The following is a 19,965-nucleotide window of genomic DNA, read 5'->3' as shown; positions in this document are numbered from 1 at the left end:
CTTTATATACTGATGTAGGTATGGTTGGGAATTTCACTGAAGGGGGACAAACATGAAGGTTGTTATTCCAGTAGGTGCCCTGCATCTTGGTGGGGGATGTAAGAATTTGGCCGATCTGGCAAATGCGCTGCATGCCAGAGGTCATGATACTGAAGTTCTCGTACCGGAAGAGGCACCGGTCGTCTATGATATTCATTGCAAATTAACTAGAATTCCTTCTCTGCGTGCCTCTTATATCCCTTATGGCGATATTGTCATTGCCAATTTCTACACGACGTTCAGCGCCTGTTACGAGGCTTGGCCCAAACAAGTCATACGTTTCTCCCAGGCCTATGAGCCCTCATGGGTGTGGAACCGGGACTTCGCTGTATGGACGTATTCTCAGGGTGTCCCCGTTATTACGCTGTCCTCTTGGCTTGATGAACAAATTTATAAGGATGTTAGACAAAGAACCCATGTCATTAATCCCGGTATCGATCCTAAAGTCTTCTATCCTTCGCCTATCCCCAAAAAACTCATCCCTGGAAAACGCAAAATCATCCTCTATTTGGCGCGGGACCCGGATTCGGGCTATGAGATTAAAGGGTTCCATGACTTCATTCGGTGCATGGTTTTATTTAACAGCGCCTACCAGGGAAAATACATTGTTCATATGGTCTGCCCCGAAAAGATACTGAAGCTGCCCTCCGGAATTCCGTACCGCACATACGGGGCCATCAGCGACAAGCAGTTTGCCGAGCTTTACCGGGAGGCCGATGTTTTTGTCTCTTCTTCGTGGATAGAGGCTTACGGTTTCCCGCCGCTTGAAGCAATGGCCTGCGGGACACCGGTCGTAACAACCGATTCAGGGGGAATCCGGGATTTTGCCGAACATATGCAAAGTGCCTTTATTACGAAGCCGCGCCGCCCAAGTGAATTAGCGGGTGCGCTAAAGGCCGTTTTGACCAATGAAGCTTTGTACCAGAAGCTGGCTGCCGGCGGACTTAAATCAGCCAGCCGGTTCAGAAAGCATGATTTCGAGCAAAAACTGGTGGACACCCTGGAGCAAATTTATAAAAAACGGAAGTAAAAGCAGAAAAGTCTTCTGTCATCCATCCGATGACTCAGAAGACTTTTTTCTGAAAAACCAAGAATCAGCGGAACAATATCAAGACTTGATTCTTCCCCGTTCTTGTCATCACCCGGTAACCGTCAGCCGCATTTGTAGCGACTCCAGCCGCACTCGGCCTGCAGGATCTGCCCGGCACACAGCTTCCGTCATCCCGAATTAACACTTGACCTAATAAACTCACAGCGGCCCATTCCGGTCTAAGCCTTCTAGGCAGATAGGGTTGTTTGGGATTCCATTTGGGATTGAGAACGGGCTGATCCTCTACATGTCCCGGCTCAATAAGAGAACCGGTACGATCATATAGAGGCGGAACAGTCACCTGCTGATACCGGATGCCGCCCCATTCGTCGGTCACATATTTCTGCGACCATCTGAGCTCCATGGCGTTACCGATAAGCGAAGGGCTTTTACTGGTGATCCCTAAGATATAACGGTCGTCTTTTCCAGCTTTGCGAATTTTCCCCTCTGTTCCTTCAAAGGTTACAAAAAACCCGTAATCGATTGCCTCTTTATTGGCCGTTTCGAACATTTCTGCATAATGCTGTCCTCCGGCGAGCCAGGCGCGGTCGATTGCCGCTTCGCCCGATTGATTAATTTTAGCTGCAAGTCCAGGATTTGCTTCATCAATTCCATTCGCAAGATGCCATGCATAGCTCTCCAGTGCATTCCCAAACTTGCCGACGATGCTGGCTCCGGATAATTTCGATGTATTTGTTTTTTTTCCTCCGGCGGTTGACAAATGTCCGCTGGCGGTTGTTTGATACCCTTCCGCCCGGGCTCCGACTCCGCTTGCAACCGTTTGTATCCCTTCGGCATGTGCTGCTAACTGATGAGCAGAAGTCCCCTTCCCTTCCGCATGGGAAGCTTTGCCTTGTGCATGAGTACCTTCGCCTTGTGCATGTGAAGCATCCCCCTTTGCAGTCGTACCCGATCCCTCGGCATGGGAGTATGCTCCTGCAGCAGTCGTGGTATCCCCCTCGGCATGCGAGGCAAAGCCTTTGGCCGCACTTTCAAAACCCTCGCTATGTGAATAATCGCCTTCAGCTAAAGTGAATCCCCCTTCGGCATGCGAGGCATTGCCCCGGGCGGCCGTGCTGTCTCCCTCCGCGTGTGATGCGCTTGCATCGCTTTCGGATTTAAATCCCTCGGCATGGGAGCCATGTCCTTTTGCTTGAGTTTCTTGTCCTTCCGCATGGGAGTACGGCCCTTCGGCTATTGTGGTATAGCCTTCAGCGTGCGATGCTGCGCTAGCCGCCGTCGTATCCTGGCCTTCGGCATGAGCGTATAGGCCAAATGCCCGGCTTCCTCCTCCTTCCGCATGGGAAGCATCCCCGCTGGCTGCTGTATGATAACCTTCAACATGAGCTGCATCTCCTTGTGCCATATGTCAACACTCCAATCATTTGCACATTGCCCTGCTAAGACTCATTATATGCATGGCGCTCATGACCGGTTAGCGGCTTTGTAAGCGGTTATGCCAATAATATCGGTGTAATGGCAACCCCCCGATGCACCAGCCCCGTAGGGATTCTTGCAATGATCGAGTTGTTTAATAAGCTGACAACCGTGATCAGATTATCATTAACATTCGTGATATAGGCAAGCTTCCCGTCCGGCGTTACGGCAATACGGATTGGGCTTGGAACCGGGATGGTGCCGACGCTGATCCCATTCGATGTACTGATGACCGTGACCACACCCGCGTCCTGATTAGCTACGAGCAATCTTGAGCCGTCAGGTGTAATCGCTATTCCATTCGGGGATGCCGCAGTGAATAGGGTACCGACTACGGATAAGCTAGTCGTGCTGATGGTGGATATCGTGTTGCTGGCCAAATTCGTGACATAAGCATTCTTGCCGTCCGGCGTGAACACAATATTTTGCGGTTCAGCGCCCACCGGAATCGTCGCAATGACCGTATTCGTAGCCCGATTGATGACAGACACCGTATTCGAGCCCGAATTGGCTGCGTAAATCCTCATTCCGTCCGGCGTTATGGCAGTGCCCACTGCCAGATTACCGATGGCAAACAAGGCGACGACCGTATTGGAAAAGGTGCTGATGACCGCTATGGAGCTCGGGGTCCCGAAGTTCACTACATAGACAAGCAATCCGTCCGGGGTAACGGCAATCCCTTGTGGATTGAAAATTCCCGTCGTTATCGTACTCAGTATCGCATTCGTCGACGTATTAAGAACAACGACTTTATTGTCGCCGGACACCGTGACGTACGCTCTTCTGCCATCGGGAGTTATCGCGATTTCCGCCGGTATATTCCCGACAATGATGGATTCGGCCAGGACCGACTGTGTGGATTTATCAATAACGGAAACACTTCTTCCCGTCACATTGGCCGTATACACATTCAGCCGATCGGGAAGCTGCGCCATTTCCCCGCTTAGGATATGTTTGTTAATAACCTGATTGGAGGCATCTTTTTCCATTACCGTTACCGAAACATTGGAGCCTCCGCGCCCTCCAGTAATGACACGAACCCCATATCGATCGAAATTCGCGAATAGGTCGACGACAGAGAAGACACTGTTCGACGTTCCCTGCGGAGCTAACCCCACCTGAGTAGTAAAATTAACCGCCTCGCTGCTGAACCCTCCCGCACCCGGAACCAAGGAAAATAGTATGATTGCGGCAAGCGCCGGCAGCTTTCCATCATTTGCAAGATGGATAGTCACCTTGGTTGTTCTCGGATTTTCTACGTTTTGTATCACACCTGTTGAATAAACGGCCAGTGGGACCACTCCTCACTTTTTTATCAACATATGCTTGTTCGATAGAGATGCTTGGACCATTAGCCCTTCAAAAAAAAGAGACCTCCAAGAGGAAGGTCCAAAAGAGTTTCATGCATCTCAACTTGATTTTTATTGATGTGGCGCACTTCCGGGCCCACAGAGCGCATATGCAGACAGTCCTATCCTTCTCACTCCTGCCAAGCAAATCGATATCCAATCCCTGGCTCCGTAAGAATATACATTGGTCTTGTCGGGTCCACCTCGATCTTTTTCCTCAAATGACCGACGTACACTCTAAGATATTGGCTGTCTGATTCATACTGCTGGCCGCCCCAAACTTGTTTGAGTAATTGTTTATGTGTCATTACACGTCCGGCATTTAGTGCGAGCACTTTTAACAAATCATATTCGGTGGGTGTCAATTTGAGTTTCTCACCACTGAGCTCTACATTGCGCTGGGATAAATCAATGACTAGATGACCGAGTTTCAACACCGGTTCGTCCTGCGTTTTGGCGATATGCCGTAAAGCAACACGCATGCGGGCCATAAATTCCCCCATGCCAAACGGCTTCGTAACATAATCGTCAGCACCGCGGTCTAAAGCGGCCACCTTATCCTGTTCTTGATCTTGGGCGGTAAGAATAATGATCGGAACCTGCGACCATTCACGAATATGTTGAAGGACTTCCATACCGGTCATATCAGGCAGCCCCAGGTCTAGTACGATAAGATCAGGACGTACCATCGTTGCCTGCAGCAAGCCCTCTTGTCCGGTGGCGGCTTCAGCCGCTTCAAAGCCATGCGCGTTTAAGGTAACTCGCAATAATTTACGAATTTGCGGTTCGTCATCAATAATTAATATTTTCGCCCCAGAAGTTGTCATTTCCATCCCCATCTTTCTCAGCGAATTGTAAAGGTAAGTTGATTATAATAGCCGTTCCCCGATTTCCGTTCTTCATCGCTGTTATATGCCCGCCATGCGCTTCCACAATACTCTTGCAGATGGCAAGCCCTAGTCCTGTTCCTGGGATATGCTTGGTTAAATGCCCTCTATAAAACTTTTCAAATACCCGTTCCAAATCGCCTGGAGCAATGCCTGTTCCTTCATCCTTAATGGTCAAAACAAGCATTTGTCGGTTTTGCTCGGCTTCGATCACGATTTCGCTTCCTTCAGGCGAATACTTGATGGCATTGCTGATTACATTAATCAGCACTTGTTCGATAAGCACATCATCCAAGGGAACGGATGGAAGTTCTTGATCAAGACGTATGCTTACTTTTCTATGCTGCAAAGAGTCCTTCAGATGCGCAAGCGCAACACCCACAATATCCTCTATGCCGCACCATTGCTTGTTCAGCCGCAGCATGCCGCTCTCGATCCGAACCATGCCCAGTAAATTTCCTACGAGCCTGTTCATCCGCGTAGCTCCCTCGCGCGTCGTAAGCAGCAGCTCTCGTCGATCTTCAGGACTAAAGACATTCTCACCTTCCAGGAGTCCCGTCACTGAGCCTATGATCGCTGCTAGCGGCGTTCGTAATTCATGTGAGAGTGAGTCCAGCAGCGCGGTCCGCAGCTTCTCCGATTCCGCAGTCAATTGCGCCACCTTGGCATCATTAGCGAGTTTAACGCGAGATATCGCAACGGCTGCAAGATCGGAAAGAGCTTCGATGATCCGAATAAGCTCCGGCATATCCGACAACCTTCTATCGCCTACATAAACAGCAAGCACGCCATGTACCTGTTGATCTGTATCTAAGGGGACATGCAGATCCGATGACTCACCCAATGTCTGAGTCCCTCGACCTGCAATCGTATTATGTTTGTTCACCCATGCTGCAATAGACAGGTGGGATTCATCACTGGCCCATCCTTCAGCATCCTTCGAATAGGCTTCTAACTGCTGTTCACCCATCAGGTTTGGCAAAATAATAGCTGCCTTCGCATCAAGCGTATCTGAAACATGCTGGACAATCTGATTCAATAAGACGTCTAAGTCTGAAATGGCTGTAATCTTACGACTTAGCGCGTACAGAGCAGCCGTACTGGCTTCTCTTTGCTGCGCTTGATGGAATTGATTCCGCAGTTTGTCAGCCAAGCTTGCCGTAAGGGCCGCGACAGATAGAAACACAATAAAAGAAATCAAATAACGCAAATCTGAAACCGTTAGGCTTAAGGTAGGAGGAATAAAAAAGAAATCAAAAGCCAACACACCAATTCCCGCAGCAAAAAAGGAAGGCCCCCTCCCTAAACGTACAGCACTAAACAGAACAGGAAATAAGTAAAGAAGCGAAATATTTATCAAATCAAAAAAAAGACCGAAAGCTTTTAACAGTATCGTCAGTAGGACAATAAACAGAGCTGTAATCAAATACGACTTCCAGCTTACAAATTCATTTTTTTGAGTCTCCATGTTTTTATTTTACCTTATTTCCCGAAGATTTCCACGAATCATAGTCTGCAACAATGAGTACATCCATATGATTGGCAAGCTGCAAAAGTTTTTTAACACCGGCGTCTTTCCATACGATAATTTGCGTAGCTCCAGCCTCACTTGCTTTGGAAGCAAAAACATAGGGGATTTGCCTGCGGCCCGCAACTTCTTGATACGAAAACTCGCCTCCGAGCCTAACGGTCAGCGTCTCTAAAGCATCCAGCTTTTGACTCCACTCATCTGCACTTCCCATCGCAATAAAGCTTACGTGCCAAGTGGCTTTAAGCCGATGCGCGATCCGAAAGCCCCGACGTATTAAGCGATCTGCTTGTGAGATTTCCGTGACGCATACGTAAATAACCTCTTGTCTTCGCCATGGGCCGCGAAGCGAGCTTTTGCGCTCCATAGATTCCAAACGTTCATCTACATCATCAGCAATTTCGCGTAATGCGAGCTCCCGTAAGGCGATCAGATTTCCAGTTTTAAAGAAATTATTCAACGCTTGATCTACCTTTGCCATCGCATAGATCTTACCTTCCCTCATGCGAAGCTGCAAGGCTATAGGTGCAACGTCGATTAACTGTACTTCATCCGCAGCACGAAGAATACTGTCTGGAACGGTTTCCCGAACTCGAATACCTGTAATCTGTTCCACGGCATCATTTAAGCTCTCCAAGTGTTGAACGTTAACCGTTGCAATCACCGATATACCCGCTTCCAAAATTTCCAGCACATCTTCATACCGCTTTTTATTCTTACTGCCGGGTACATTCGAATGCGCTAATTCATCAACCAAAATCACTTCAGGTCTCAGACGGATGATGCTTTCTGTATCCATTTCCTCAAGCCTTACACCTTGATACTGAATCTCTGACCGCGGAATGATTTCGAGTTCACCTATCTGTTCGAGTGTCTCTTTTCTACCATGCGTTTCGAGTAGTCCAATCTTCACATCGATCCTCTTTTTGAGCAGATCATTGCCTTCCCGGAGCATCGTATAGGTTTTACCAACGCCAGGGGCAGCTCCAATGTAGACTTTAAATCTGCCGCGTTTGATTTTTTCGATTTTCGCTTGGACTTCTTGCTTGCTCAGACGCTTATATTTGTAAGGTTCCTTCAGCGGATGCATATGGGCGGGAAGAATGCGCTCACCCTCCTGAGAAGCACGATCGGCAAGCAAGAACACATCGATTTTTTTGGTTCGTTTTAATAAACCATTGATGACAGAGCCTTGTAAAAAGGTTTGCCATTTGGTTTGTTTCGAATGACCCATAACAATGCGTGTTACTTTATGATCGATCGCATAGTTGACTATTGTTTGAGCGATAGAGCGACGCCACCTGAGAGGCAGCTCTTCAAATTTGCCGCCGACTTTTTCAACAAGCTTCATGATGGATCTGCGAAAAGCAGCTGCTTCTTTCGTAAGTGTTTTATTGAATTTACGCAGCGTTACAACATGAAGATCACCGTTCAATCGCTTAGCAATCTGTTGTCCTCTGCGCACATAAATAGAACCGTTCCAATGATACTGCGTCGTTACTAGAATACGCTCGGTCGCCCCAGATGGACCCATAAAGCCCATTTGTTCCCGATGTTCTTCCAATGAATCGTTAACGTCCTCTGCAACAAGGCGGAGTGCCAATTCTCTCAGCACTCCTAAATTGCCTCTCTTGAATAAAGCTGAATCTTTATTTCCCTTTAAGTGGCCTTCTTCCAGTCGATTTAATATCATTTCCGGCGTTGCATCAATTAATCTTACCTCATCGGCCAATTCTAGCGTATCCGAGGGAACACAGTGTTCCACTTCAATGCCTGTTAGCTTATGGGCAACCTCCATCGCCTCTTCCAGCTCATACACATTCACTGTGGTAATTACACTAATGTTGTTGGAAAGTAAAAACTTGATATCTTCCAACCGAGTTGGAAAGCTGGCGCTGGAACGATTAAGATGGGCTAGACCGTCTACGAGGACAACCTCCGGATTTCTTTCGATTATCGCATCCAAATTTAAATCTTTTTGCGCGACCCCGTCTTTGATCCAATGAATGCTCGGTACCCTTTCCAAATCCCCCAATTGTTCTACGGTTTCCGGTCTTTGGAGCGTCGATACGGCACAAATGACCACATCGATCCCCTGCTGCTTGAGATTATGCCCTTCCCGAAGCATGTGATAGGTTTTACCTGATCCGCTGACTGCACCGATATAAATTTTCAAGCTGCCGCGGTGCAGTTTGGAGATCGAAAATAGGATCTCTTCCGGGGTTTTTCTTTTGAAACCATCCAAATGGCATCATTCTCCTAATCCCTAATATGACGCAGAAACCACTCTCATTATAAACGAGAGTGGTTGTCTGCTTCTTACAATTTGATTTGCTTTAGCAGCTCCATATTTAATTCGGTTACATTCACCCTGGGCTCACCGAAAACCCCGAGCTGCCTGGTTTTTGTAAACCGGTCAATGAGATCGCCTAGGGACTTCTCAGAAATCCCCGTTTCCTTGCTAATTCTCGGTACCTGCGCTTTGGCCCCTTCCGGGGACAAATCAGGATCGAAACCGGAGCCGGAAACGGTTATCAAATCAGCAGGGATATCTGTTAGCTCTGGATTTAACTTTTTCAAGGCGTCAATCTTATCCGCAATTCCTTGCGCATAATCACTGGAAGCAACCGCCACATTGGAGCCTGATGAAGCAGTTGGATCATATTTGGCTGCCGATGCTCTTGGATGAAACAGCTTCGGTGACTCTACATTTTGAGCCAGCAATTCCGATCCAATCACGACACCGGCCGATTCTATGAGACTTCCATTCGCTTGTTTAGGGAATAAAACTTGAGCAACGCCTGTCGTTGCCAAAGGATAGATGATCCCGCAGAGGATCATGAACAATAAAGACACTCGAACAGCTGTAATAACCGATTTCATAACGCTATCTCCTCGTTTCTCCTTCTCTTTATACGATGTTTAATCCATGAAGCACCATATCGATGATTTTAATACCAAAGAATGGCACGGCCACACCGCCTAGACCATACAGCAGAACATTACGTGACAATAATTTATCAGCCGACATCGCCCGGTACTTAACACCCTTCATCGCAATTGGAATCAGCAGTGGTATGATGATGGCATTGAAAATCAGCGCTGATAAGATGGCCGATTCCGGCGAAGCCAGATTCATAATATTCATGGCTTGCAGCTGCGGCATAGCAATAATAAACATCGCCGGAATGATCGCAAAATATTTGGCAATGTCGTTCGCGATGGAAAACGTCGTTAGGGCTCCGCGGGTGATCAGCAGTTGTTTACCAATAGAGATCACCGAGAGCAGCTTGGTCGGATCGGAATCAAGATCGATCATGTTGGCAGCTTCTTTTGCAGCCATCGTTCCTGAGTTCATCGCGAGCCCTACATCAGCCTGAGCAAGTGCAGGAGCGTCATTCGTGCCGTCGCCTGTCATAGCGACGAGTTTACCTTCTTGCTGTTCTTTTTTAATGGCTGCGATTTTATCTTCCGGCTTCGCCTCGGCAATAAACTCGTCTACACCGGCCTCAAGGGCAATAGTCGCTGCTGTAAGTGGATTATCTCCTGTACACATGACTGTCTTGATACCCATAGCCCGCAATTCGGCAAATCGTTCCTTCAAGCCCGGTTTTACCGTATCCTTGAGGTAAATAACGCCATAAATTCGACCGCCTACTGCTACAGCAAGCGGAGTGCCTCCGGCTTTTGCGATTCGGCTGGTTATCGTCTCCAAATCATTAGGAATTTTGCCGCCCAAAGCAGCCGCATATTTTTTGATCGCATCAACCGCACCTTTGCGGACTTGTATGCCACCCGCTAAATTAAGACCAGACATACGCGTGTCAGCTGAGAACTCAACCACTTCCGCTCCATCATACGCTTCGGCTTGCCACGTCTCACCAAGTTTATTGGCAAGCTCCACAATAGAGCGTCCTTCAGGCGTTTCGTCTTTCACGGATGCTTGCAGAGCTGTAAAAATAATCTCTTTGGCGGCTGCGCCGTTTACAGGTACAAACTCCGAAGCCATCCGATTCCCGAATGTGATCGTCCCCGTTTTATCGAGAATCATGGTATCAATGTCACCAGCAGCCTCAACAGCCTTACCCGACATGGCAAGCACGTTAAACTGTGTCACACGATCCATGCCAGCGATACCAATTGCTGATAAGAGACCGCCGATTGTCGTCGGAATGAGACAGACGAGCAGCGCGATCAGTGTGGAAATCTCCAATTTCACATCCAAATACTGTGCCATCGGTACCATGGTCATAATGACGATTAAGAAAATCAGTGTCAAAACAGCAAGCAGCGTTGTTAAAGCAATTTCATTCGGCGTTTTCTGCCGTTTGGCGCCTTCAACGAGAGCGATCATGCGATCCAAGAACGATTCGCCTGGATCGGTCGTCACTTTGACAACGATATAGTCAGAAGCTACCCGTGTACCGCCTGTTACCGAAGAAAAGTCGCCGCCTGCTTCCTTAATAACCGGGGCGGATTCACCTGTAATGGCTGATTCATCAATCGATGCTAAACCTTCAATGATTTCGCCGTCAGACGGGATGATCTCTCCAATTTCAATGCGAACCAAATCACCCTTACGCAGCGAAGTTGAAGACACTTCCTTATAAGAACCATCCTTTTGAACCAATCGAGCCTTCGTATCCGATTTCGTCTTCCGAAGGGAGTCCGCCTGTGCCTTACCCCGCCCTTCAGCCAATGCTTCTGCGAAGTTAGCAAACAGCAGCGTGAAGAGCAGGATCAAGAAAACAGTGATATTATAACCCCGGCCTACGTTCGTGGTGCCAAATAGATCAAGTGAAAGTGATAGAAGTAACGTAATGACCGTACCTACTTCGACAACAAACATAACCGGATTCTTAATCATGCTCAAAGGATTTAATTTTTTAAACGAATCAACGATAGCTTGATTCATAATTTCTTTTGTCATTGTTTTTTTACGTTCCACAGCCATTCAAATCCTCCCTCTCTACGCCTCACCTTATTGCGCCGCCAAATGTTCAGCAATCGGCCCCAATGCCAGCGCCGGGAAGAACGTTAGAGCACCGATAACTAGAATAATCATAATTAAAATCCCCATAAATAAAGGTGTATTCGTCCGAAGTGTACCTGACGTTACAGGAACTACACGCTTCACAGCAAGAGAACCGGCAATAGCCATCATCGCGATCATTGAAATGTAACGCCCAACCAGCATTACGATACCGATGCTCACGTTATAGAAGTTCGTATTGGCACTTAAACCACCAAATGCAGAGCCATTATTAGCCGCACCCGAAGTGAAAGCATAAAGCACTTCAGAAAGCCCGTGAAGTCCTTGATTGGATATCGAAGCAATGGATTCGGGACGTGACAACGCCAGAGCCGTCGGTGCCAAAATGATGAGCGGATGAATCAGAATGGCGATGGCAGCTAATTTCACTTCTTTGCCTTCGATCTTTTTCCCCAAAAACTCAGGCGTACGACCAACCATAAGTCCACAAATGAATACCGATAAAATGAGGTAAAGTAAGCCATTTAATAAACCGACCCCTTTGCCGCCAAACACATTGTTCAGCATCATTTCTGCAAAAGGAACGATGCTTCCGAGCGGTGTTAGCGATTCATGCATCGCATTGACGCTGCCGGTTGTTGCAGCAGTGGTTACTGCTGTAAATAGAGCCGTCTCGGACAGTCCGAATCTGACTTCCTTGCCTTCCATGTTGCCATGCACGCCCATTGCATCTAACGCAGGAACACCGCGATACTCCGCATAGAAAACTGTAGCGACCATCACTAAGAAGATCATTCCCATTGCGGCAAATAGGGTCCAACCCTGCTTTTTATTCTTAATCATTAGACCGAATGCGTACACCAGAGATGTAGGCAGCAGCATCATACAAATAATATGGATGAGATTGGACAGGGGTGTCGGATTCTCAAAAGGATGCGCAGCATTTGTACCGAACCATCCGCCACCGTTCGTGCCTATATGCTTAATTGATTCCAGCGAAGCAACTAACCCGCGCGTAATGGTTTGCTTGGCTCCATCAAGCGTTGAAGCTTCCACGGCTCCCAGCAAGGTTTGCGGAATACCTTGAAAGACTAAAAATAGGGCAATAATGAAGCTAAGCGGCAGAAATACGCGTGTAATCGCCCTGGTCATATCTACGTAAAAGTTTCCGAGATTATCTTGACGGCCAACCAACCCGCGGATAAAAGCTACCGCCACAGCGAATCCGGTTGCAGCCGATGTAAACATCGGGAAGGTAATGGCCACCATCTGAGAGAAGTAAGACAATGTATTTTCACCGCTGTATGCTTGCCAATTCGTATTGGTAATAAAGGAAACAGCCGTATTAAAAGCTAAAGCAGGCGGCATATTACCAATACCATCCGGATTTAGAGGCAGAAATTTTTGAAGACGAAATACAAGATAAATCAGAAGCATCATAACAAAATTGACTAACAAAACGGATCCTAAATACTTCTTCCAGCCCATCGCTTCATCTTCTCGCACACCCATTATGCGATAGGTTACACGCTCAAATGGAGCAAAAACACGATCAAGACCACTCTTTTCATGCCCAAATACTTTCACCAAGTAACTACCCACAGGCTTAACCAAAAGCATGATAATGACCAGTGTGATGACTACTTGTAACAATCCCATACCCATAGCCAGTTCTCCCCTTGCATACTTAAGTTCAATTGCTGCAATTAAAATTTCTCTGGCTTCACTAATACAAAACCGAGATACACCACAATGGCACATGCAATCAGTCCAATAACAATCATGAGGTTGCCTCCTATAAGTCTTATCAAAAACTTCGAAAGCATCATTTACGCTTTTTCGCAATATTTAGAAAATCCCCAAAACGCCAGAAATGATACGGCGAATAAAAAGACCATGGTTACATCGTTGTTCATAACACACCTCCTTCAACTCAGGGCAGAACCTATATGTCGTTATTAAAGGATGGCAGCAGAAACCTGACATCCCCATTTTTAGAATAAATGACATAGTCAGCGCCCAGCCCTTTGTAAATTAATCTTGGATTGAAGCTTTGGGTGACGACATAAATGGGCTTGGAAGTCCAGCTGCGGCATATCTGGATAACCCGGCAGCATAATGGCAGGCTCTCCTCGAACAGAATTACGTTTCCGATCGGATACTCGGGAATGGCCGCTGTTCCCGGTTCCGACGTATTCACTTGGATAATTTGTTTCACACCTCGCCCTTCTAGCCTGAGTCTTTCCATCTTGTTGTTGATTAATGCAATAAAAGGTAACCCACTCAACTTTGCTTGCTGCATAAAGTCATCGCCTGCCTTGGTCGGCGCAGCTATCAGCAAAAAATCACTTTGCATGAGGAACACCGCCCTCCTTCCCTGAGCTATTGTAACGCCGAACCGTATAAAAAGGGGGTAAAGAATCTATAGCAACTGTATAAAAAAAACATAAAAATGCTTTATCCTAGAAAGTGATATAGGCTTGAGAATGGTCAAATAAATAAGTGCGATCCAATAGGAAGCTTAGTTCTTGTTTGCCTGCAGATGAGTATTCAAATTTTCCAGCTAGATCCGTTAAAGCCGATTCAATTAAATGGGTTCTTACGTCTCCCCATGCCTCTTGTTTCTGATGAACGTAATGCAAACCTTCCGTAAGGGTGAGGCCTTTGATCCGCTGAAAAACAGATGCCCATTGAACGAAATCCCCCTTCAAGCTCCCGCATGGAATGACGAACTCCCCTAAACCGCATGTTCCGAGATTTGTTGAGATCGTAAGTATGCCGCAATGACAATCGGCGCCATGTCCAGGCATCAGCTTATCTGATAGCTCACAGTCAAATTGAAAACATTCAATTCGGGTGACCTTACATTCCTTGGTACATTCATCAGCTTCTTTTAATAGAGACAGGGGTTGGTGCATAATAGATTCACTCTCCTCAATTTTTGGAAAACAAAAAGAAGCCTACGAGCAGAGAATCTCTGCTCCCGGGCTTCTTTGCAGCGTCAATAAACGAGCTGTTCAAGGCACGATCGAAGGTGGTTCTCTCCCAATACGCTTACGAGGTTAGCTGTCGGATTCGGGCTTGGAAGTGCCCTACCTCGGCAAGCAGCGCTTGCTCTGGATTCACCCCGAGAACCGTTTTTTACATTCAAACGGCTTTTGGTTGGTTCCCCCGTTCCCCTTGCGGGGACTCAACGTTTTGATTCCTGATGTGAAGTTGTTGCACCGAATGTTACGCTTTCTAGCAAGGGTTGTAAAACGCTGTGGAGAGACTTATTTCGGTTTTTTTTACTTATTTTTCGAGATGAAAGCGGATCCAATTAGAGAACACATTCATTTTCAATATAAATGCTTAGGCTTACTTCCGTTTTAGTCATTTGTAGTGCCCTTCCGATTTTTCAACGACTTTTTTGATGAATGAGAGGGTAAGCATTTTTATTTTATTTTTATAGGTTTGTAATAGATTCTTTACCTCCTTTTTATGCGGTTCAACGTTAAAATTAATCCGTAGAGCATCCAGCAAAGCGTTTTTTTGAGCCGATTCGCAATACCGACCAAAGAGTCAAAAGGAGAATTATCATGGCTTCCTTAGCATCGTCACACGGCAGCAGGCAACTAGTTGTCCTAATCAGGCTCAAGCTCTGTAAGCATTGAAGCGATAAAGGCATGCGCAGCTGCGGTCAAAGGCAATTTTTTCAGCTTGGCAATGCCGACTCTCCGAGAGGGGATCGGCTGCTCTAATTCGATTTCATAGAGATCATGGTGAAGAAGCTCTGCCTTAATAAAATTCTTGATCACGCAAGCGATTCCGAGCCCGGTCCGGGTGAACTCTACCAATAAATCAATACTCCCAAGCTCGATTTCCGGGTTTATCCTCACCCCCTGTTTCTTCGCAACCCCATCGATATAAGCCCGAGTAACGCTTCCTTTCTCCAGCAAAATGATAGGATATTCCATCAGCTCCCCCCAAGAGACCGGACGCTCCGACAAGTGCTTGAATTCCGGCCCTGCTATGAAGCAATCTTCGATGACAAGCGTTTCCTGGACTTCAATATCCGGATCCGTGACAGGTAAATTCACGATTCCAAGATCGATTCTGCCCTGCTTCAGCAATGCCAGCGTCTCCAGCGTGGTGCGGTTCGTGACCTGGATTTTGATAGCGGGGTACTTGTCGTGGAAAGCAGCCAGATACGGCAGCAGATAGTGCCTGGAAAGCGTATCGCCTGCCCCGATTTTGATGTCGCCGCCCAGAAGCTGATGCATGTCAGCTATTTTCCGCTCGCCATTTTCAATAAAATGATACGCCTGCTCAATATAAGGAAAGAGAGCCTCGCCCTCAGCTGTCAGCTTGACCCCCTTTGAAGTCCGGAAGAATAATTGCCCGCCAAGCTTCGATTCCAGCTGCTTTAACGTATGCGTAACCGCGGGCTGAGTAATGAATAACGCCTCTGCCGCTGTGGATAAACTCCCGGTGACAGCTGTGTAATAAAAAACGCGATACCAATCCAAGTTCTCCGCCATCCATTAACCACCTTTATATGAGGTATAACTATTATTCATTTTATTAATGACATTTAAGCGAATTATAATGGAGTTATCAAAAGATTTCCAATAGAAAGGACGAATGACATGACAATAACAGCTATTGTGGGTGCGAACTGGGGAGATGAGGGCAAGGGCAAAATAACGGATGCTCTGGCAGGGAATGCGCGCTATGTCGTCCGGTATCAGGGCGGCAGCAACGCCGGTCATACCATTATTAATGAGTATGGGAAGTTCGCGCTTCACCTGCTGCCCTCCGGCGTCTTTTATCCGGAGACTACGAATGTGATCGGCACGGGAGTCGCCCTCAATATGGAGGACCTGTTCAGCGAATGGGACAGCTTGCTGGCCAGAGGTGTTCCAGAACCGAATTTACGCGTATCCGATCGCGCCCAGCTGCTGCTTCCTTATCATAAGCTGTTCGATGTGCTTGAGGAGGAGCGTCTCGGGGAGCATCAATTCGGCTCAACCCGGTCAGGAATAGCGCCATTCTATGCGGATAAAGCCGCCAAGCTCGGTATTCAGGTAGCCGATCTATACGTGGAGCGGCGTCTTAGAGAACGGCTGAAAGCTTCGCTGGCAGCGAAGAACGTGCTGCTCGAGCATTTATACGACAGGCCTCCAATTGATGCTGATGAGCTCGTAGACGGTCTGCTCGAAGCTGGCAAACGGCTTCATCCCTATGTATGCGATACCTCGCAGCTCCTTCAGGATGCGCTGCGAAGAGGAGATTCTGTCCTTGTCGAAGGACAGCTCGGCGCTCTGAGAGATCCCGATCACGGCATCTATCCCTACTCCACTTCATCTTCCACGCTTGCTGGTTACGCTTCGGTTGGGGCGGGCGTTCCCCCGCATGCCATCAATCGCATCATTGCCGTAACGAAGGCTTATTCCAGCGCTGTCGGTGAAGGTCCCTTTGTTTCTCAAATTGAAGGTGATGAGGCCGCTGAGCTGCGGAGGCTTGGAGGAGATGCGGGAGAATTCGGGGTGACAACAGGCCGTCCAAGACGCATGGGGTGGTTCGATGCAGCCGCAACCGCATATGGCTGCCAGCTGCAAGGCGCGACCGAGGCTGCTTTGACCAACCTGGATGTACTTGGCTACCTGGCGTCTATTCCGGTTTGCACCGCCTATGAGATAGAGGGTGCCCGTGTTACCCGATTCCCGGCGACTCCAGAGCTTGCGAAAGCAAAGCCGATTCTGGAGATGCTGCCTGGCTGGCTGGAGGATATTTCGCATATTCGACAGTTTGACGAGCTTCCGCCGAATGCGCAGCACTATGTCCGTTATATCGAGGAAAGAATCGGGGTGCCCGTCCGCTGGATTTCAGTCGGTCCAAGACGGGAGCAGCTCATTGAAAGATGACAGCCGGAGGCTTAGACCCTTGTAACGCCTTCCAAGCGTTCGTCAATATTCATATAATCGCAGGATAACCATTCAACGTTTGCGAGGCTCATTCGTTCAGTCGCCGCATAAGCTGGAGTGCTCCCGAATAAAAAAGCCGTGTTTGACGCGGGTTCAGTTGAATCCTTCTATTCCGCCGCCGGAAGCGTGAACGTGAACGACACGCCTCCCCGTTCATTGTGCGCCTCGAAACGGCTGCCGTGCAATTCGAGAATTTGCTTCACGATGGCGAGCCCGATACCGGTTCCGCCGCTTTCACGGGTGCGCGCTTTGTCGACACGGTAAAATTGGCCCCATATGCGCGGGAGCTCCTCCTCCGGGATCGGCTCTCCTTCATTATGGACGCAGAAGCGCCATTCGCCGCCGTCCCGGGAGTAGAACAAAGCCAGAAGCATGATGAGTTTTCCCGTCAACAAAGCTGCGCTTAAAGCCGGGCTCGAGCAGACGAAGCAAATCTTAGAGGGTAAAGGCAGCGGCGAAGGCAAGGGAGCGAAAATCATGTTAAGGGGTCCGGACGGCGAAACCACTCAACCTACGCTAACCGAAGAGGACCTGAGCAAGCTGTCGGACCTGATCCCTTCTGTCGGCAAGTACAGCAACCAGGATCCGAAAGTGCTCATCATGATCACCGAGGAATCCGAAGCTTATTTCTCCGGCAGCAAATCGGCCGATGCCGTCGCCAAATCGCTTGGCAACCGGTTGAACACGTATCTAAACGAATAGCTGCATGCACGACATGGCTGCTCCCGCGGCAAGTTGATCAGAAATCTTCGCGGGGCAGCCTATTTTTGGGATGTCTCCAGCCGGAGCTTACACCCTTGTAACACCTTCCAGGCGTTCATCACTATCCATATAATCACCGGATAACCATTCAAAGTTTACGAGGCCTATTCGTTCGGCTGCTGCATAAGCGGGAGTGCTCTCGAAGATGAAATCGATGTCTGCCGGATACAGCAGTTCTTTAAGTTCATCAAGAGCCGCTCCCGTTGATTGTGACAGCTGTTCGAGATTCAGTTTACTGTCATCAATGACCAGATCTTCATTCCAATCACAGGAATACTGGCTCAGACAGCTTTGGCCTGCCCAGAGGCCGAATCCCCACCCGTGATCCTCCGCATACTCGTAATGGAAGAGCAGACCTGTGTTCGCTTCGAACAAAGAAGGCACAGACTGATATGTACCTCCATCTATAACGAAGGTAACCCAGCCGTTTGTTACTGGAAACACATACCCGCCGACCTTTGCACGGTTAAGAAGCTCTATCACTTCCTGCTGATTATCCGATTTCAGGTGATAGCTTTCGCTAAATTCACTCATGTTCATACGCTCCCTATATTTATCGTCTTGATTGATCCTTTAATCATTCTTCTCATGCCTTCTTCATTCCTTCTTCCTTACAGTTTACACCCTGGCAGCTCTCGTATAAAATGGTAAAAAACGATAAACCGGAGGTGCTGACGATGAGCGCTAGACCGCAGCAAAATGAATTTGCCCCGTATTTTGGCCAATATATTAATCTCGTACCTGATGGCAGCATTATCGGGCTGCTGACTGATCATCTAAGTGAAACGGTCACCCTGCTCGGGCAATTAACGGAAGAGCAAGCGGACTACCGATATGCGGAGGGCAAATGGAGCATTAAAGAGGTTCTGGGTCATATTACGGATAATGAGCGGATCTGGTCTTACCGGATGCTGCGCATCGCGCGCGGGGACCAATACAATTGTGTGAGCTATGATGAGAATCAGTTTGTCGCCGAAGCTGCATTTAACCTTCAGCCAATCAGCAGCCTGATAGAGGAATTCACCTTGGTAAGACGCTCTACGATCCTGCTGCTAAAGGGCCTGAAGGAAGAAGCCTGGTATCGGAAGGGTACATTGTATGACACGAAGCTGACCGTAAATGCGGCCGCCTATGTTATTGCCGGCCATGAGAAGCATCACCGCAATATATTAGAATCGAGATATGGGCTCGGCAGAAGCTAATCAACCGCATGATTGGCAGAACGATACCTTGTTCGCAATCGACCGCACGATTGGCGGAGCGATACTGTGTTCGCAGTCAAACCGCACGATTGGCGGAGCGATACCGTGTTCGCAATCAACCGCACACTTGGCGGAGCGATGCCGTGTTCGCAGTCAACCGCACGACTGGCCGGGCGATACTGTGTTCGCAGTCAAACCGCACGATTGGCGGAACGCTACCGTGTTCGCAATCAACCGCACGACTGGCCGGGCGATACTATGTTCGCAGTCAAACCGCACGATTGGCGGAACGCTACCGTGTTCGCAGTCAACCGCACACTTGGCCGGGCGATATCGTGTTCGTAATCAACCGCACACTTGGCGGAGCGATACCGTGTTCGCAATCAACCGCACACTTGGCGGAGCGATACCGTGTTCGCAGTCAACCGCACACTTGGCCGGGCGATATCGTGTTCGTAATCAACCGCACACTTGGCGGAGCGAACCGTGTTCGCAGTCAACCGAGCGACGCGTGCTGCATCTATACTGGATTTTTACATCTATTTCGGGCTTTAGACGTTCAAAATAGCGCTATACTGGAAATTTCCAGTTAAAAAAGCCCAAATGAGCTCCATAAGCTTATTTGGGGCGATATAACTGTATGGATGGAGCTAGAATAAAAAGTGGACACCTGTTAAGTGTAGATAGATAATTACGTTAACGAGGAGAGGTG

General features: G+C 48.2%; 18 protein-coding genes and 1 riboswitch. Of the genes, 5 read left to right on the top strand and 13 right to left on the bottom strand.

Annotated elements, in window-relative coordinates:
* Positions 1 to 52: 52 nt before the first annotated feature.
* Positions 53 to 1,069 (top strand): glycosyltransferase family 4 protein, encoded by a 1,017-nt coding sequence (locus tag ACFPYJ_RS31045; RefSeq protein ID WP_379192133.1) that lies wholly within the window; start codon positions 53 to 55, stop codon positions 1,067 to 1,069.
* A 64-nt stretch (positions 1,070 to 1,133) separates the two neighbouring features.
* On the opposite strand, the gene ACFPYJ_RS31040 is transcribed toward ACFPYJ_RS31045, so the two are convergent.
* The 11 genes from ACFPYJ_RS31040 to ACFPYJ_RS30985 all read right to left on the bottom strand — a co-directional run bounded on the left by ACFPYJ_RS31040 (position 1,134) and on the right by ACFPYJ_RS30985 (position 15,843).
* Positions 1,134 to 2,495 (bottom strand): peptidase G2 autoproteolytic cleavage domain-containing protein, encoded by a 1,362-nt coding sequence (locus ACFPYJ_RS31040; protein ID WP_379192132.1) that lies wholly within the window; start codon positions 2,493 to 2,495, stop codon positions 1,134 to 1,136.
* A gap of 88 nt (positions 2,496 to 2,583) precedes the next feature.
* A complete protein-coding gene (locus tag ACFPYJ_RS31035) occupies positions 2,584 to 3,801 on the bottom strand; it encodes a beta-propeller fold lactonase family protein (RefSeq protein ID WP_379192131.1) in 1,218 nt (405 codons plus the stop codon).
* A 245-nt stretch (positions 3,802 to 4,046) separates the two neighbouring features.
* Positions 4,047 to 4,742 carry a response regulator gene (locus ACFPYJ_RS31030; RefSeq protein ID WP_379192130.1) on the bottom strand — a complete coding sequence of 232 codons (696 nt, stop codon included), beginning with the start codon at positions 4,740 to 4,742 and terminating at the stop codon, positions 4,047 to 4,049.
* Complete coding sequence (locus ACFPYJ_RS31025; RefSeq protein WP_379192129.1) at positions 4,708 to 6,270, bottom strand: DUF4118 domain-containing protein; 1,563 nt, start codon at positions 6,268 to 6,270, stop codon at positions 4,708 to 4,710. The genes ACFPYJ_RS31030 and ACFPYJ_RS31025 overlap by 35 nt, the downstream gene beginning before the upstream one ends.
* Positions 6,271 to 6,274: 4 nt before the next feature.
* Complete coding sequence (locus ACFPYJ_RS31020) at positions 6,275 to 8,575, bottom strand: histidine kinase (RefSeq protein WP_379192128.1); 2,301 nt, start codon at positions 8,573 to 8,575, stop codon at positions 6,275 to 6,277.
* Between the two features lie 74 nt (positions 8,576 to 8,649).
* Positions 8,650 to 9,213, bottom strand: coding sequence for a potassium-transporting ATPase subunit KdpC (gene kdpC / locus ACFPYJ_RS31015; RefSeq protein WP_379192127.1), 564 nt, complete (start codon positions 9,211 to 9,213; stop codon positions 8,650 to 8,652).
* Positions 9,214 to 9,241: 28 nt separating this feature from the next.
* Positions 9,242 to 11,284, bottom strand: a complete 2,043-nt coding sequence (gene kdpB, locus ACFPYJ_RS31010; protein WP_379192126.1) for a potassium-transporting ATPase subunit KdpB — start codon at positions 11,282 to 11,284, stop codon at positions 9,242 to 9,244.
* Between the two features lie 27 nt (positions 11,285 to 11,311).
* Positions 11,312 to 12,982 carry a potassium-transporting ATPase subunit KdpA gene (gene kdpA, locus ACFPYJ_RS31005; RefSeq protein WP_379192214.1) on the bottom strand — a complete coding sequence of 557 codons (1,671 nt, stop codon included), beginning with the start codon at positions 12,980 to 12,982 and terminating at the stop codon, positions 11,312 to 11,314.
* 286 nt (positions 12,983 to 13,268) lie between these two features.
* Entirely contained in the window at positions 13,269 to 13,679 is a 411-nt protein-coding gene (locus tag ACFPYJ_RS30995) for a hypothetical protein (protein ID WP_379192125.1), read from the bottom strand.
* Between the two features lie 106 nt (positions 13,680 to 13,785).
* Entirely contained in the window at positions 13,786 to 14,241 is a 456-nt protein-coding gene (locus ACFPYJ_RS30990) for a hypothetical protein (RefSeq protein WP_379192124.1), read from the bottom strand.
* Positions 14,242 to 14,358: 117 nt separating this feature from the next.
* A riboswitch (cyclic di-AMP (ydaO/yuaA leader) is annotated at positions 14,359 to 14,529 on the bottom strand.
* 417 nt (positions 14,530 to 14,946) lie between these two features.
* A complete protein-coding gene (locus ACFPYJ_RS30985; protein WP_379192123.1) occupies positions 14,947 to 15,843 on the bottom strand; it encodes a LysR family transcriptional regulator in 897 nt (298 codons plus the stop codon).
* A gap of 108 nt (positions 15,844 to 15,951) precedes the next feature.
* On the opposite strand from ACFPYJ_RS30985, the gene ACFPYJ_RS30980 reads away from it, so the two are divergent.
* Positions 15,952 to 17,229, top strand: coding sequence for an adenylosuccinate synthase (locus ACFPYJ_RS30980; RefSeq protein ID WP_379192122.1), 1,278 nt, complete (start codon positions 15,952 to 15,954; stop codon positions 17,227 to 17,229).
* 167 nt (positions 17,230 to 17,396) lie between these two features.
* On the opposite strand, the gene ACFPYJ_RS30975 is transcribed toward ACFPYJ_RS30980, so the two are convergent.
* Positions 17,397 to 17,663 carry a sensor histidine kinase gene (locus ACFPYJ_RS30975; RefSeq protein WP_379192121.1) on the bottom strand — a complete coding sequence of 89 codons (267 nt, stop codon included), beginning with the start codon at positions 17,661 to 17,663 and terminating at the stop codon, positions 17,397 to 17,399.
* Between ACFPYJ_RS30975 and ACFPYJ_RS30970 the strand changes: the two genes are divergently transcribed.
* Positions 17,662 to 17,991, top strand: coding sequence for a hypothetical protein (locus ACFPYJ_RS30970; RefSeq protein ID WP_379192120.1), 330 nt, complete (start codon positions 17,662 to 17,664; stop codon positions 17,989 to 17,991). The two genes, ACFPYJ_RS30975 and ACFPYJ_RS30970, sit on opposite strands and share 2 nt — an antisense overlap.
* Positions 17,992 to 18,078: 87 nt before the next feature.
* On the opposite strand, the gene ACFPYJ_RS30965 is transcribed toward ACFPYJ_RS30970, so the two are convergent.
* Positions 18,079 to 18,585 carry a hypothetical protein gene (locus tag ACFPYJ_RS30965; protein ID WP_379192119.1) on the bottom strand — a complete coding sequence of 169 codons (507 nt, stop codon included), beginning with the start codon at positions 18,583 to 18,585 and terminating at the stop codon, positions 18,079 to 18,081.
* Between the two features lie 143 nt (positions 18,586 to 18,728).
* On the opposite strand from ACFPYJ_RS30965, the gene ACFPYJ_RS30960 reads away from it, so the two are divergent.
* On the top strand, positions 18,729 to 19,253 hold the full coding sequence (locus tag ACFPYJ_RS30960; protein WP_379192118.1) for a DinB family protein: 525 nt from the start codon (positions 18,729 to 18,731) through the stop codon (positions 19,251 to 19,253).
* 8 nt (positions 19,254 to 19,261) lie between these two features.
* Entirely contained in the window at positions 19,262 to 19,846 is a 585-nt protein-coding gene (locus ACFPYJ_RS30955; RefSeq protein ID WP_379192117.1) for a hypothetical protein, read from the top strand.
* Positions 19,847 to 19,965: the final 119 nt, after the last annotated feature.

The organism is Paenibacillus solisilvae (assembly GCF_042656405.1).
GTDB classification, from domain to species: Bacteria; Bacillota; Bacilli; order Paenibacillales; family Paenibacillaceae; genus Paenibacillus_Z; species Paenibacillus_Z solisilvae.
Note: the sequence above shows the minus strand (reverse complement) of the source record. Positions and strands in the feature narration are given on the sequence as shown.